Below are 13,969 nucleotides of genomic sequence, written 5' to 3' on the forward strand. Positions count from 1 at the left end.
GTTCACGAGTGATCGCGGTTGATCGGCCTGATACGGGCGAGGATGACACAGAATCATGAGGAAATCCTCACGTTTGCCCCTGGGCGCGCCCACTACTAGAGAGTATTTGAGTACGTACGTACCAGAATAGTGGTAAACATGACTCCGCCTCATGTTTGAACACGCTGGTCCATCGGGTTACCAACACGTACGAAACATGAGTGCCCCTCACATTGACGTTTGCCAAATCGTTATAATCCCAGGTGAGGTTACTGACGAGTACGCCACGCCAACCCAATGCTTCGCGATGACCGATTGGCCCGGTAGAGTTTGGACGGTCGTACCATCAAGCGCGAGTGGCGAAATTGGCAGACGCGCCAGATTTAGGTTCTGGTGTCCACGGACGTAGGGGTTCAAGTCCCCTCTCGCGCACAGATTCCCGTCAGTCGTGACACCTTCCCGAGCCGCGCGTGGGAGCGCACTCGCGCACACGGAGTCGACCAGCTGAACACGCTCTGACCTGCTGCGATCCATGCCACATGCGCCGGATCGCGACACATTTGCCTTCTGCGAAAAGTTTGCTGGCGGTGGTGGTCAGCCGTGATCGCGCCGGTCATCCCGCCACAGTGGCCGTTGCAGGAACGTGTTCACCGACCGCAGGTCACGAACCGCGTGGTTCGTACCGCCGACGGCGATGTCGTCCACGGAATCTGCACACCCGGAGACCGAGGCCGCATCCTCGACAAGCACCCCGTCGCCGCCCTCGACCGGCGGCCGAGCATTCGCCTGGAACCGACTCGGCTCGATGCCGGAAGGCTGCTGACCCACCCCCGCTCTCGATGAGTTGTGCGTGGCCAGCCGGCGACTGCTCGAGGAGGTGCGCCGATGACCACACCGGCAGTCAGCGCAGAAACGCTCGCCGCGGCACGCCTGGTGTTGAACCAGATGGGCATCTTCCCCGCGGATCGCGTCGCTGTCGGGCTGTTCAGGTCTGCCACAGGAGGGAGACTGCGCCGATGACTCCGTTGCCGGGCTGCCTCACATCAACACGGGCACCGAAGTTGCGGACAGTACTGCGTTGCAGCGCTGCATGTTCCAATTTGCATGCCCGCGGAGGGATCGGCGTCAAGCCGAAGTCGGCTCACGACGTGAAGGCTGTGGGCGCGGCGGCGATGATCCAGTTGCCGAATTCCACCGCCAGGTGCCATCGGTGCTCGCGGATGAACCGAGCGGGCACACTCGCCGGGAACTGCACGGTCAGCAGGGCTTCCATCGTTCCGCGGCGGTCGAGGAATTGGTGTCGTACACCGCCGATCACGAGGCCGTCGTCGAGCAGGGCCTGTCCCGCGATCTGCTGGGGGTAGCGGGGGTCGGCGGGGATGGTGAGCGCTTCGGTTCTGCCGTAGTCGACGAGAAATCGGGTGGCAAGGGGTGACCCGCCGGTGGTTTCGACGACTTCCTGGCGGCCGTCGGAGAGGCCGCGCAGGAGGTAGTGGTCGGGGCAGGCGTCGACCATATCGGTCTCGGCGTTGGTAGCGGTGAGGTCGGAGAACCAGGCGGCGAATCGTTCGGCGCTGCAACCGGGAACCTCGAGGCGGGTGACGGCGTGCTCGGTGCGGCCCCGGCTGAGCGCGACGCCGGTGCGCGTCATCCGCTCGGAGATCTCGAGGTCACGCCTGAGGGCGGCGTACACGCCCGCGTGACCCAGGCGGGTCTTCATCGAGGTCAACGCGGATCGTTGCGCGTCGAGCGGAGCGCCGAGCAGGTCGTCCAAACGCTTTCCCGGCGCGAGTTCGGCGAAGGCTCGCGCTCCCAGACGACGGGCGAGCTTGGTCAACACCACCGCGGCCCGGCGGGCTTCCCATGCTCGTACTTGTTCCCGCGAGACTTGCTCGCCGCCGATATACGTCCGAATCGCGATGGACTCGCCCATGAGCCTCGCCTTCCTCTCCGTTTCCGTCCCGACCACTTCCCGTCGGCGGGGGATGAACCAACGTCCGCCCGCTCGGGAAGCGCGGTGGCTAACGCCGAGCAGACCAGCGTCAACGTAATCCCACCCCCTCGCAAACGCAAGCTTTCCTAGCTTTAATGTCCCGGAACTGTTGACAGAGTGACCCGAGTCACCCATGCTATGTTAACGCAAGTTCATCTTGCATTAACATTTCATCCCCGTTCGAACACGTCGTCGACGCGCGCGAACAGGGCGGCAGGCGAGAGGAATCGGTCAATGCTGACCAGGCGAAACTTCATGAACCGGACCGCAGGAGCGGCCGCGACCGCGGCGACCGCGATGTACCTGGCCTGCGGCGCGGCGGGGGCGAATCCTGGGTCCCCGGCCTTCAGGACCGGGCTGCGGACCTTCATCGGCGGTGCGCCGGTCGAGCCGTCCGGGGTCGTGGAATGGGAGCGTCGACGACTGTCGGTGGCGGCGGCACGACTGTCGGTGGCGGCGGCACGACTGTCGACCGACTTCGCCGGACTGTTGCGGGGTGAGCTCGATTCCCTGCTCGGTCGGTTCGCCGTCGCCGTGGACGACATCGCCGCCGCGCGATCGGCCCTGTCGAAGGCGCGCGCCCTGATCGGCTCGGAAGGACTGCGGGAACTGCTCGCCGCCGAACTCGCCGCCTCCGAGGCGGCCACGCGGACCGCGCTCGCCGCCTCGGGCGGGCAATGGGCGATCTCGACCACCGAGATCGTCAGCGACCGAGGCAGCGCCGCCGGTTTCGTCGAGTGGTTCGGCCTCGCGCGCACGACCGACGCGCGCGCGATCTGGACCGACGCGTGCCCCGACCACTACATCATCGCCACCTTGGCGGACGGACGTCAGGAAGTCGTCGAGGTGACCGGTGGAGCGGTCCTGGCCAGCCGCTTCTTCGTCGACTACGCCGACTCGACCGGAGTTCCCGTTTCCGCTGACCCGGCCTATCCGCTCGCCGTCGCCGGAACCGCCGCACTCGCCGATGGCACTGTTATCGGGGGCGTGCGGCACCAGTTCCGCGACGAGCCCGGCGGCGGCTTCCGCAGCCATCTCGCGGTGGCCTTCCCGGCGGCCGTTCCGGGCCTGTACATCGCCGAACACGAGTGGCATCTGGCCTGCGAGTTCGGCAACTGGATCACCGCCTACCTGCGCTGACCGAGCCGTTCGCGGCCCGGTCCGCCCATCGCCGGGTGCGCATCGAGTAGAACAGGGGCATGAATCAGCGCGGACGCGACGCGAGCATCGACGAACCGTCACCGCCCCCGGCCCCGCGCAAGCGGACCGGGGGACGGTCGGCGCGCGTGCGCGACGCGGTACTGACCGCCACCCTGGAGCAGGTAGCCGAACACGGGATCGAGGGGCTCACCATCGGCGATGTCGCCGCCAGGGCGGGCGTCGCGGAAACGACGATCTACCGGCGCTGGGGCACGCGCACGGCCCTGATCGCCGAGACCGTCACCGAACTGGCGGCGGCGGGCAACCCCGCACCCGATACCGGGACGTTGCGCGGCGATCTCCGGCAACTCGCCGAACAGATCTCCCACCTGATCTCGCGACCCGGAATCGCGCGGCTGCTCGGCACGACCATCGCGCTGTCGGCCGATCCCGAGGTCGCCGAGGCGCGCCGACGCTTCTGGGTCGACCGCTTCGACCGAACCGCGCACGTCATCGGCAGGGCCGTCGAGCGCGGCGAGCTGCCGTCGGACGTCGATCCCCGCGAAGTACTCGAAACCCTCTCAGCCCCTATATATTTCCGTCTTCTGGTGGTCGATGGTGCGCTCGACGACGAATTCATCGCGCGCTGCATCGAGCACACGCTCATCCTGCACGGGGTGTCCCGCTGAAGGTCCGCGTATTCGGCGACTGCGCTCAACCCGAACGGGGAGGCGCCCGCGATCGGGCGGATCGGCCCGCTGGGCGTAGGCCTCGGTGTCATCGCGCCCGGGTCAACAGGTGGACCGACGCTGTGGATCGTGTTCGCAGGCCGTGCTCGACGTGTGCATGCACGTGCGCTTCGGTGACCGCGACCCCATCGTGGCCGGCGGCCTGGAATCTGTGAGCCGCAGCGAGTTCTACGCCACCGACATCCGATGGGGCATCCGAGGCGAAGGCGCGGCTCTGCACGACCACCTCGCCCGCGATCGAATCACCGTGGGCGGCAAGAACTCCGCGGCGACGGCGGCAATTCCGTCCGCCACCATGGGCATCGGAACGATCCCGGCCACCGAGAAGGCCCTTGCCTGCTCGGATTCGCCTGAGCGAGGGTTGCTCAGGCGTCCCCGTGCGGCGCGACCTCCGTGTCGCGTTCGCCGGGCGGCGCGCCGACCGCTCCGAGCAGGCTCAGCACGTCGACGGCGTTGGTGACCCGCGGGGACGCCTGCGCTCCGGCCTCGCCGAGTTGTTCGGCGACCCAAGTCCGCGAGGGACCGGGATTGTGGCGACCGGAGACGAACCACACTCCCGTCGCCGGTTCGCCCCCCTGATTGACATACATGTGCGGCCTGGTGGAGTCGAAGCACAGCGAGTCGCCTGCGGCGATACGATGCCGGTCGAAGTCGAGCAGCAGCGTCAACTCACCCGCGAGCAGGTAGGCGTACTCGGTTCCCTGGTGGCGCATCATCATCCGGTCGACGGAACTGGCCGCGCCCGGCTGATAGGTCACCAGCAGTGCGTCGACGTCGGCGCGCGGATCGACCGCCAGCCGTTCCCACCGGACCCCGTTTGCCATCTCCAACACCGGGTTGTCGGCGGCCCGCTGCACGACCCCCGTGGATTGGCGGCGGGGTTCTGCGGCGCGGTCGGCGTCCGGGCGCGTCTGTCCGATCCCCAGCAACTCGTCGAGCGAGACGCCGAGGTGGGTCACCAGGGCATAGAGAGTGCTCACCGAGGGCTGAGATTTGCCGGTCTCGATCTGGGAGAGCTGGCTGGCCGAGATGCCCGCGGCGGCCGCCAAGCCGCGCAGACTCAGTTTCTGCTCGAGGCGAGCCTGCCGCAACGCCGATCCGATCCTGTCCTCCATCGGCTCACCCTTTCATCCGGACGCCCTCGATCATTCATTCACAGTGAACACTATGCGGGTCGTTCGCATGCCAGCGCGATCGGCGTTCGGCCTGGCATAACAGTCCGGCTACATCGCCGCTGAGGCATCCGCGTCTGCGCCGTCTGGACCGAGTCGCGTCGAACATGGCCACCGAAGCCTCTAATTGGCTTCGGCACAACAGTTTACGTAGTGACGAGAAGTCCTTTCCAGTGTCCGACATTGCGGAAATCCTCCGATCGAATAGCTACCTTCTATCAATCATCATGTTTGGTGTTACTTGACACTATGTGGAATCTTGTTCCATGATACTGAACGTCACTCTCACGAGTGCGTCCATTCCGGTCACCGATGACAAAGGAGACCCATGTCTTTCCTCGCAGCGCGTCACCCCACGGCAGCCGTGCCACCGCTCGCGCGACACGCGATGTCCGAACGAGGGAGGCGGTCATGCTGATCGGATTCGCCGGCCTGGGCCGTATGGGACATCCGATGGCGACGCATCTGGTCCGGGCGGGCCACTCCGTCCTCGCCTACGACCCCGTTCCCGGACTGACTCCGCAGGGAGCGACCGCGGTCGCCTCCGCGCAGGACCTCACCGCCGCCTCGCTGTCGATCAGCATGCTGCCAGACGGTCCCTCCACCTTCACCGTGGTGAGCGAAGTGCTGCGCGCCGCGCGGCCCGGTCACCTGCACATCGTGATGGGCACCATCGGCCCCGAAGCCGTGCGCGCACTCGGCGAACTGCCCCACCTCCAGCTCATCGACGCGCCGGTCTCGGGCAGCGTCTCCATGGCCGAGACCGCGTCCATCACCACGATGGTCGGCGCGTCGGCCGACCAGTTCGAGCGTGCCCGTCCGGTACTGGCCGCGATGACCGCGGCCCAGTTCCACGCGGGCCCGGTCGGTGCGGGCTCGGCGGCCAAACTCGCCGTCAACGCGGTGCTGGCCGGGCTCAACCAGGCTGTCGCCGAAGGCCTGCTGATCGCCGAGGCCGCCGATCTCGACCTCGGTGTCTTCTACGACATCCTGAGCGGCAGCGCCGCCGGAGCCCCGTACGTCGGCTACAAACGCCAGACGTATCTCACACCGGAGTCCACCGCCGTCGCGGCCCCGGTCTCCCTCATCCGCAAAGACCTCGGTCTGGCCCTGGACCTCGCCCACCGGCACGGGCTCGACCTGCCCGGCTCCGAAGCGGCGCTGTCCGTCCTCGACAAAGCCGTGGACGCCGGCCTCGCCGAGGCCGACATGGCCCGAGTACTCACCGCACTGCGCGATCGCGCGGAGAAACCGAACCACACGACCGCTGCCGAACTCGAACAGACAGGAGCGCGCCCATGACCGGCGCAACCATGACCGCTGCCAGCATCGAGACCGCCATCCGGGGGCTCGAGGATCGGCGCTACGCCGCGGTCCTCACCGGCGAGTTCGACCGTTTCGCCGCGCTGGCCCACCCCGACCTCGTCTACACCCATTCCACCGCCGAGGTCGACACCCGCGACAGCTACCTCGAGAAACTCCGCACCGGTCACTACCGCTACCACCGCATCGACCACCCGGTCACACGGGTCGTCGTCGCCGCGGACACCGCGATCGTCGCCGGTGAGATGCACGCCGAGATCACCGCCGGCGGCGTCCGCAAGACGCTGGCCAACCGAGTACTCGCGGTCTGGGTGTACGAGAACGACGAATGGCTGTTGCTCGCATTCCAGCCCACCGTCATCCCGGCGGGTGAACGCCGATGACGAGTTTCACCTACGACGGGTTGCCCGGCCGCGTCGTCTTCGGTGCGGGCGCAGCGCGCACCCAGCTGCTCGGCGAGATCGACCGTCTCGGCGCGGAACGGATCCTGCTCATCGGCACCGGCCAGGAAGGTGTGATCGGGGCGCGGTTGTGCGCGCCGTTCGCCGACAGGGTGATCGCGACATTCACCGACGTGCGTCCGCACGTGCCCACCGAGGTCGCCGAACGCGCCCGCGCCGCCGCCGAACGTGCCGATCTCGTGCTGTCGGTCGGCGGCGGGTCGACCACCGGAACCGCCAAGGCCGTCGCCCTGACCACCGGGCTGCCGATCCTCGCGGTGCCCACCACCTACGCGGGCTCGGAAGTCACGCCGGTGTGGGGGCTGACCGATCGAGGCCGCAAGACCACCGGCACCGATCAACGGGTCCTGCCCCGCACGGTGATCTACGACCCCGAACTGACTGTTTCGCTCCCGGTGGACCTCTCGGTCGCCAGCGGTCTCAACGCGATGGCCCACTGCGTCGAAGCGTTCTGGGCGCCGCAGCGCAACCCGATCTCGAGTGCTGTCGCCGAAGCAGGTATTCGCCATCTGATCAACGGATTACCCACCGTCCACGCCGCGCCCTCGGATCTCGCGGCACGCGGTGAACTGCTGCTCGGCGCCTACCTCGCAGGATCGGCGTTCGCCGTCGCCGGATCCGGTCTGCACCACAAGATCTGCCACGTCCTGGGTGGCGCGTTCGATTTGCCCCACGCGCAGACACACGCCATCGTCCTGCCGTACGTGCTGGCCTACAACCTGCCCAACGCGCCGCAGGCCGGAGACCGGATCGCCAACGCGCTCGCCCGCCCCGACGCGGTGACCGCGTTGCGCGAACTCAGCGAGAAGCTCGAAATTCCCAAGGGATTATGCGAACTCGGCGTCACCGAACTCGACATTGCCGCGGTCGGCGACGACATCCTCGCGATCGCACCCGCCGACAACCCCACTCCCGTCACTCCTGCCGGCCTCCGTGCCCTGCTGCACGCCGCATGGTCGGGATCCGACCCTTCGAGGCACACCACATGAGCATCGACCGAACCCTGACCACCGACCGCGAGGAAGCCGTCACCGAGGAGGTGCTGGCCAGCTTCGACGCCACCCCCGATCCCCGCCTGCGCGAGATCATGCACAGCCTTGTGGAGCACCTGCACGCCTTCGCCCGCGACGTGCGGCTCAGCGAACGCGAGTGGGAGGTCGCCATCGGCTTCCTGACCCGCGCCGGGCACATCACCGACCAGCGCCGCCAGGAGTTCATCTTGCTCTCCGACGTGCTCGGCCTGTCGATGCTGACCATCGCCATCAACGAACCACGCGAACCCGGAGCCACCGAATCCACAGTCTTCGGCCCGTTCTTCGTCGACACAGCCCCTGAAGTGCCGCTCGGCGGTGACATCGCCCGCGGTGCGGCCGGAATCCCCTGCTATGTGTCCGGCCAGGTGCGCTCGGTCACCGGCGTCCCCATCGAGGGTGCGCGCATCGAGGTGTGGGAGGCCGACGAAGACGGCTTCTACGACGTCCAGTATCCCGACGGCCGCTCGGCGGGTCGCGGTTGGCTGCGGTCCGGCCACGACGGCGAATACCGTTTCCGCTCGATTCTCCCCGCGCCGTATCCGATCCCGCACGACGGCCCGGTCGGCGACCTGCTCGCGGCCACTGCCCGCGGCCCCATGCGGCCCGCCCACCTGCACTTCATGGTCACCGCACCCGGATACCGGACCCTGATCACCCACATCTTCGTCGCCGGCGACCCGTACCTGGACAGTGACGCGGTGTTCGGGGTGAAGCAGAACCTTGTGGTCGACGTCGTGAGCCACGACGCCGTCGACCCCACGCCCGATGGCACCCGTTCCGAACGCGGCTGGACGAGCATCGACTTCGACCTCGTCCTGGCCGCCCACGACGGCTCCTAGCCGGCTATCGCGGGCCGCACACCGCGCCGTCCGCGCACGCGGATCCCGGATCTGCCCGGCAGGGCGGGCTTCATTCCCTGCGAACACGATTTTCCCTGCCGCGCAGTCATGTCCGCGGCAGGCCACTTTGGAGGTGTCGCGATGCGACGTAGTCGTTGGATCGTGCTCGGCGGGTGTTTTCTCGCCTACCTGTTCGACGCGCTCGAGATAGTGCTGCTGTCCATGGCCCTGCCAACCATCCGCAAGGAAATGGGGCTGTCGGTCACCCAGGGCGGACTGCTGGCCACCGCCACCTTGATAGGCATCGGCGTCAGCAGCGTCCTGGGCGGTTACGTCGCCGACAACTTCGGACGTAAGAAGGCACTGATCGCGTCGCTGGTCACCTTCGGTGTCTTCACCGCCGTGATCGCCGTCGCCCCGAACTTCGAGACCGTCCTGCTGCTGCGGTTCCTCGCCGGCATCGGCCTGGGCGCGGTGTGGAGCGTGGTCTCGGCCTACGTCGTGGAGACCTGGCCCGAACACAGCAGAGGCCGCGCCGCCGCCTTCGTCATCAGCGCCTTCCCCGCCGGTGGCGCGATGGCCGCCACCATCTCCGGCTGGTTCCTGCCGGACTGGCGACTGATGTTCCTCGTGGCGGGCGCCGCGGTCGCACTCCCCGTCGTCGTGGTCCTGATCTTCTTCACCGAATCCGCGGGTTGGGCGGTGCACAAGGCCGCCAACGCGGGCGAGGTCGTCTCCGTGCGCGATGTCCTCGGCCCCGGCCTGCGCCGCACCACCCTGCTCGGCACCCTGATGGCGGCCCTCGCGCTGTTCGGCTACTGGGGCGCGACGACCTGGCTGCCCACCTACCTCACGACCGAACGCGACCTGCCCTCGAGTTCGGTCGCGGTCTTCGTGACGATCCTGAACCTGGGAATGTTCGCCGGTTACAACGGATTCGGGTTCCTCGCAGACCACATCGGCCGCCACCGGACCATCATCCTGACCCTGGCCGGGGTCTCGCTGACACTGCCGATCTACGCGGTGACCACCCACCAAACCAGTCTGCTGTGGCTGGGACCGCTGTTCGGCGCGTTCACCGCCTTCTTCGGCCTGTTCGGCTCCTACCTCGGTGAACTGTTCCCCACCCGAGCCCGCGCCACCGGAGCCGGATTCTGCTTCAACATCGGCCGCGGCATCTCCGCGCTCGCGCCGTTCGCCTTGGCCGGACTGGCCGCCGACATCGGTTTCAGCGGCGGACTCATCCTGTGTGCCTGCTTCTTCGGACTCGCCGCCGTCGTCGCCCTGCTGCTGCCCCGTTCCGGCGCCACCGACGACACGGTCGTCATCCGACCGATGACCGACCCTCGCGACGACGCACCCGTCACCGTATGAAACGCCGTCGGGCCGCTCGTCATACGACCGGCCCGACGGCGCTGTCCGGCAACACGCCCCGACCTAGAGGACCTTCTGTGCCATCGACGATGCAAGCCGCCGTCTACCACGGCGCCCGCGATATCCGTCTGCGACACGTCGCCATCCCCACCCCGGGCGCGACCGAAGCGCTGGTGCGTGTGCTGCGCTCGGGCATCTGCGGAACCGACGCCGCCGAGTGGACAGCCGGGCCGAAGATCTTTCCCGTCCACCACCGTCACCCCCACAGCCGCCACCTCGGCCCGATCATTCCCGGGCACGAATTCGTCGGCGAGATCGTGGAAGTCGACACCGGAACAGACCTCGCCTCCGGCACACTCGTGGCCAGCGGAGCCGGGATCTGGTGCGGCACCTGCCGACGCTGCCACGAAGGCCGCACCAACCGGTGCGCGCGATACCAGACCCTCGGGCTCGACCTCGACGGCGGCATGGCCGAATACGTCGCCGTTCCGGTGCGAACATTGCGCCGACTGCCGCCCGGCCTCCCCCTCGACCACGCCGCACTCGCGCAGCCCTTGGCCGTCGGCATCCACGCCGCCCGCCGAGCCGGGGTACGCGACGGCGACCATGTCGTGGTCATCGGCGCCGGAGCGATCGGCTCGTTCGTCCTGGCCGGCCTGAAACATCTCGGCGACTACGACATCACCGTCATCGACTTCCCCGGCGCCCGCCTCGAACGCGCCAGACGGCTCGGCGCCGCCCGAACCCTGCCGCCCTCCTCAGCGCCGCTGAGCGCCGACGTCCGCGACGCGCTCGGCGGCCGCAAGCCCGATGTGGTGATCGAAGCCAGTGGCGCGCCGGGCCAACTGGCCGCCGCCCTCGACATGGTCGCCGACGGCGGTCGAGTCCAAGCCGTCGGCATCCCGAAACAACATCCCACACTCGACCTGCACTCGATGATCTTCCGCGAGATCACCCTCGACACGACCTTGGCCCACATCTGCGACACCGACCTTCCGGCGGCATTGGACATCCTCACCGCCACCCCGGAACTGGGCAACGAATTCGCCCGACCCCCGATAGCGCTCGCCGAGCTGGGCGACGCACTGGACCAGCTGGCCGCCGGCCGGATCGAAGGCAAGATCCTCATCGATCCCGGCCACCGAATACACCGGCCTTACTGACGATTCCCCCCTCCACAGGGCACGCGGGCATCCTCGGATCAGGAAACGGTAGGGAATGCGGCGAGCATTATAAATTGGGCAACACGGAAACTTCTACAATTCCGCGAAAACGCGTACAATTCGGGCAGGTCGGGACTGTCCCTGGAGCCCTATCATGTTCGACAGAAAGAATTCACATACAAAGTTCGCCCGGTTAGCGGCCGCCGCCGGTATAGCCGCAGTTGCCGCAGTTCCGGTCGTCGCAGCCGCGGCGCAAGCGCCTACCGCCCGCGCAACGACGCCCACGTCTGCGACCCAGCTCGTCGACAGCCCTGGTTGGGGTCACGGCGGCGGCTGGGGTTGGGGCGGCGGCGGCTGGGGCCGCGGCGGCTGGGGGTGGGGCGGTGGCGGCTGGGGCCGCGGCGGTTGGGGTTGGGGTTGGGGCGGTGGCTGGGGTAACGGTGGCTGGGGGTGGTGGAACCCCGGCTGGGGTGGCTGGGGCAGCTTCTAGCGCCGGTGACCGAGCCCGGACACGTACAGCGTGCCGGGCTCGGTCGCATCGAGCAGGGCTCATCTGAAGCCGAGTTCGACCGACCGGGCTGGAGCTGGTGACGAAATGAAGATCGTGTGCGTCGGTGGCGGGCCGGCCGGACTGTACTTCGCGATTTCGATGAAGCGGCGCGACCCGGCTCATGACATCACGGTGATCGACCGCGATCCCGCTGGGTCCACCTATGGCTGGGGCGTCGTGTATTGGGACGACCTGCTCGACATTCTGTATCGGAATGACCCCGACAGCGCCCAGGCGGTGCGGGCCGGGTCGGTCCTATGGCGTGAGCAGGAAATTCATGTGCGTGACGACCGAGCCGCGTATTTCGGGGGCTACGGGTTCAGCATGGGGCGCGCGGCATTGCTGGACGTACTTTCCCGGCGGGCGAGCGACCTGGGCGTCGATGTCCAGCATGGGCGAGAGGTGCACGATCTGTCCGGCTTCGGCGACACCGATCTCATCGTCGCCTCCGACGGCGCGAACAGCCGGGTACGGCGGCTGGTTGACGATCGTTTCGGCACGTCCGTCACACTCGGCGAGAATCGATATGTCTGGCTCGGTACGGACAAGGTCTTCACCCGATTCACCTTCGCCTTCGAACACACCTCGGCCGGATGGATCTGGTTCCATGCCTACCCGTCGATTGCCGGGAAAATCAGCACCTGCATCGTCGAGTGCCAACCGCAGACTTGGCGTGGACTGGGATTCGATTCCCAGGACAATCTGGAGAACTTGCGCGTTTTGGAGAACATATTCGCGCGCACTCTCGACGATCACTCCTTGCTCAGCACCACACGAGGCGAAGCGGCGAGGTGGAGCCGCTTTCTCGAGGTGACCAACAAGATCTGGTATCACGACAACGTGGTGCTGCTCGGCGACGCGGCGCACACGACGCACTTCACCATCGGTTCCGGCACCCGGTTGGCAATTGTCGACGCCGTCGTGCTCGCACAGAACCTGTACGAGCATGCCGAGCTCACCGACGCGCTGGAGAACTACGATGCGCAGCGCCGCGCTGCGCTACGCCCGATCCAGGCGGCCGCCCGCACCAGCATGATCTGGTTCGAACACGCTGACCGGTATCTCGACCGCAGCCCCGTGCAACTCGCCTATGCGATGGCGGCTCGGCACGGGCCACAAATGCCGTGGCGATATCAGCAACACCTGCTCACACAGATACCCACTGTGCGCAAGATCCGGCGTGCCATCGACTCCGGACGGCGGTGGTGGCGCGCTGCTCGACGAGGGGAACTCGCGATGGCAACAGTGGTCTCAACTCACCGGCCGCGTTTCCTCAGCCCAGCTCGCCAGTAACCGCAAGGCGGTTTGCGAGGCCGACCCGTCTTCGACGGTGTGCGCGATCAGCGCTTGGTCCGGATCGTCCGGGAAGCGCAGGGTTTCGAAGCCGAGGTCCAGTTCGCCGACCACCGGGTGCCGGTAGACGTACCGGCCGTGGGTCTTGTCCTTGATCTGGTGCTCTGCCCACGCTTTCCGGAATTCCGCGCTGCTCGCGGCAAGCTCGTCGAGCAACGCCGCCGTTTCCGGGTCGTCCGGGTGCCGCCCGGCGTCGAGTCGGAGGTAGGCGGCCACGTCGCGGGTCTTCTCCGGCCAGTCGGCGTACAGGCTGCGCATGCCTTCGTCCAGGAAGACGAGGCGGGCCAGGTTCCGCTGTGCGGGTGGCAGTGCGCCGAAGTCCGTGATCAGCGCGGCGGCGAGTCGGTTCCAGGCCAGGACATCGGTGTTGCGGCCGACGATGTACGCGGGCACGTCGGCGGCCGAGTCCAGCAGCCGCCGCAACCCCGGCCGGACCCGCTGCGGCGCATCCGCGCGGTCGCCTTCCGACCAAGGTCGTGCGAGCCGGTAGAGGTGTTGCCGCTCGACATCGTTCAGGCGCAGCGCCCGGGCGACCGCATCCAGTACCGCTTCGGAAAAGTGCAGGGTGCGCCCCTGTTCCAGCCGCACGTAGTGGTCGACGCTCACCCCGGCGAGCTGCGCGAGTTCCTCCCGGCGCAGCCCGGGAACGCGGCGGCGACCGCCGTAGTCCGGCAGGCCGAGTTCCTCGGGCCGCAAGCGGGCCCGCCGGGAGCGCAGGAATTCGCCTAGTTCCGCCCGTCTGTCCAATGGCATGCGGCCAGTATCCCCGCGCCTGCCGGACGCGAGCCTGGTCATGCGGTGCCCAGGCTCCAGCTGGCACTGGGTAGCCCGGGACGCGG

13 protein-coding genes and 1 tRNA gene are annotated in these 13,969 nt (G+C 67.6%); 11 read left to right on the plus strand and 3 right to left on the minus strand.

Annotated elements, in window-relative coordinates:
• Window positions 1-329: 329 nt before the first annotated feature.
• A tRNA-Leu gene (locus tag ACWESM_RS22045) sits at window positions 330-411 on the plus strand.
• A 709-nt stretch (window positions 412-1,120) separates the two neighbouring features.
• Here the strand turns inward: ACWESM_RS22045 and ACWESM_RS22050 are convergent.
• Window positions 1,121-1,912, minus strand: coding sequence for a hypothetical protein (locus ACWESM_RS22050; protein ID WP_364429842.1), 792 nt, complete (start codon window positions 1,910-1,912; stop codon window positions 1,121-1,123).
• Window positions 1,913-2,206: 294 nt separating this feature from the next.
• Between ACWESM_RS22050 and ACWESM_RS22055 the strand changes: the two genes are divergently transcribed.
• The 3 genes from ACWESM_RS22055 to ACWESM_RS22065 all read left to right on the plus strand — a co-directional run bounded on the left by ACWESM_RS22055 (window position 2,207) and on the right by ACWESM_RS22065 (window position 4,321).
• A complete protein-coding gene (locus ACWESM_RS22055; protein WP_452493465.1) occupies window positions 2,207-3,112 on the plus strand; it encodes a hypothetical protein in 906 nt (301 codons plus the stop codon).
• 59 nt (window positions 3,113-3,171) lie between these two features.
• Window positions 3,172-3,801, plus strand: coding sequence for a TetR/AcrR family transcriptional regulator (locus tag ACWESM_RS22060; RefSeq protein ID WP_364429848.1), 630 nt, complete (start codon window positions 3,172-3,174; stop codon window positions 3,799-3,801).
• Window positions 3,802-3,952: 151 nt separating this feature from the next.
• Window positions 3,953-4,321 (plus strand): hypothetical protein, encoded by a 369-nt coding sequence (locus ACWESM_RS22065; RefSeq protein ID WP_452493567.1) that lies wholly within the window; start codon window positions 3,953-3,955, stop codon window positions 4,319-4,321.
• On the opposite strand, the gene ACWESM_RS22070 is transcribed toward ACWESM_RS22065, so the two are convergent.
• Window positions 4,227-4,976, minus strand: a complete 750-nt coding sequence (locus ACWESM_RS22070) for a helix-turn-helix domain-containing protein (RefSeq protein WP_452493468.1) — start codon at window positions 4,974-4,976, stop codon at window positions 4,227-4,229. The genes ACWESM_RS22065 and ACWESM_RS22070 overlap by 95 nt on opposite strands.
• Before the next feature lie 468 nt (window positions 4,977-5,444).
• Here ACWESM_RS22070 and ACWESM_RS22075 point away from each other — a divergent pair, with 468 nt between their 5' ends.
• From ACWESM_RS22075 to ACWESM_RS22105, 7 genes are all read left to right on the plus strand, one after another.
• Window positions 5,445-6,335: an NAD(P)-dependent oxidoreductase gene (locus tag ACWESM_RS22075; protein ID WP_355075830.1), complete on the plus strand. Its 891-nt coding sequence runs from the start codon at window positions 5,445-5,447 to the stop codon at window positions 6,333-6,335.
• On the plus strand, window positions 6,332-6,739 hold the full coding sequence (locus ACWESM_RS22080) for a nuclear transport factor 2 family protein (protein WP_364429857.1): 408 nt from the start codon (window positions 6,332-6,334) through the stop codon (window positions 6,737-6,739). The genes ACWESM_RS22075 and ACWESM_RS22080 overlap by 4 nt, the downstream gene beginning before the upstream one ends.
• The gene (locus ACWESM_RS22085) at window positions 6,736-7,806 is read left to right on the plus strand and encodes a maleylacetate reductase (protein ID WP_364429860.1); all 1,071 of its coding nucleotides are present in this window, start codon (window positions 6,736-6,738) and stop codon (window positions 7,804-7,806) included. The genes ACWESM_RS22080 and ACWESM_RS22085 overlap by 4 nt, the downstream gene beginning before the upstream one ends.
• The gene (locus ACWESM_RS22090; RefSeq protein WP_355075824.1) at window positions 7,803-8,690 is read left to right on the plus strand and encodes an intradiol ring-cleavage dioxygenase; all 888 of its coding nucleotides are present in this window, start codon (window positions 7,803-7,805) and stop codon (window positions 8,688-8,690) included. The genes ACWESM_RS22085 and ACWESM_RS22090 overlap by 4 nt, the downstream gene beginning before the upstream one ends.
• 141 nt (window positions 8,691-8,831) lie before the next feature.
• Window positions 8,832-10,064 carry an MFS transporter gene (locus ACWESM_RS22095; protein WP_452493472.1) on the plus strand — a complete coding sequence of 411 codons (1,233 nt, stop codon included), beginning with the start codon at window positions 8,832-8,834 and terminating at the stop codon, window positions 10,062-10,064.
• Window positions 10,065-10,141: 77 nt separating this feature from the next.
• Window positions 10,142-11,227, plus strand: coding sequence for a zinc-dependent alcohol dehydrogenase (locus ACWESM_RS22100; protein WP_452493474.1), 1,086 nt, complete (start codon window positions 10,142-10,144; stop codon window positions 11,225-11,227).
• 595 nt (window positions 11,228-11,822) lie between these two features.
• Complete coding sequence (locus ACWESM_RS22105; protein ID WP_452493476.1) at window positions 11,823-13,070, plus strand: FAD-dependent monooxygenase; 1,248 nt, start codon at window positions 11,823-11,825, stop codon at window positions 13,068-13,070.
• Here ACWESM_RS22105 and ACWESM_RS22110 read toward each other — a convergent pair.
• On the minus strand, window positions 13,029-13,883 hold the full coding sequence (locus tag ACWESM_RS22110; protein WP_364429873.1) for a helix-turn-helix transcriptional regulator: 855 nt from the start codon (window positions 13,881-13,883) through the stop codon (window positions 13,029-13,031). The two genes, ACWESM_RS22105 and ACWESM_RS22110, sit on opposite strands and share 42 nt — an antisense overlap.
• Window positions 13,884-13,969: the final 86 nt, after the last annotated feature.

It is taken from the genome of Nocardia sp. NPDC003999 (assembly GCF_053604885.1).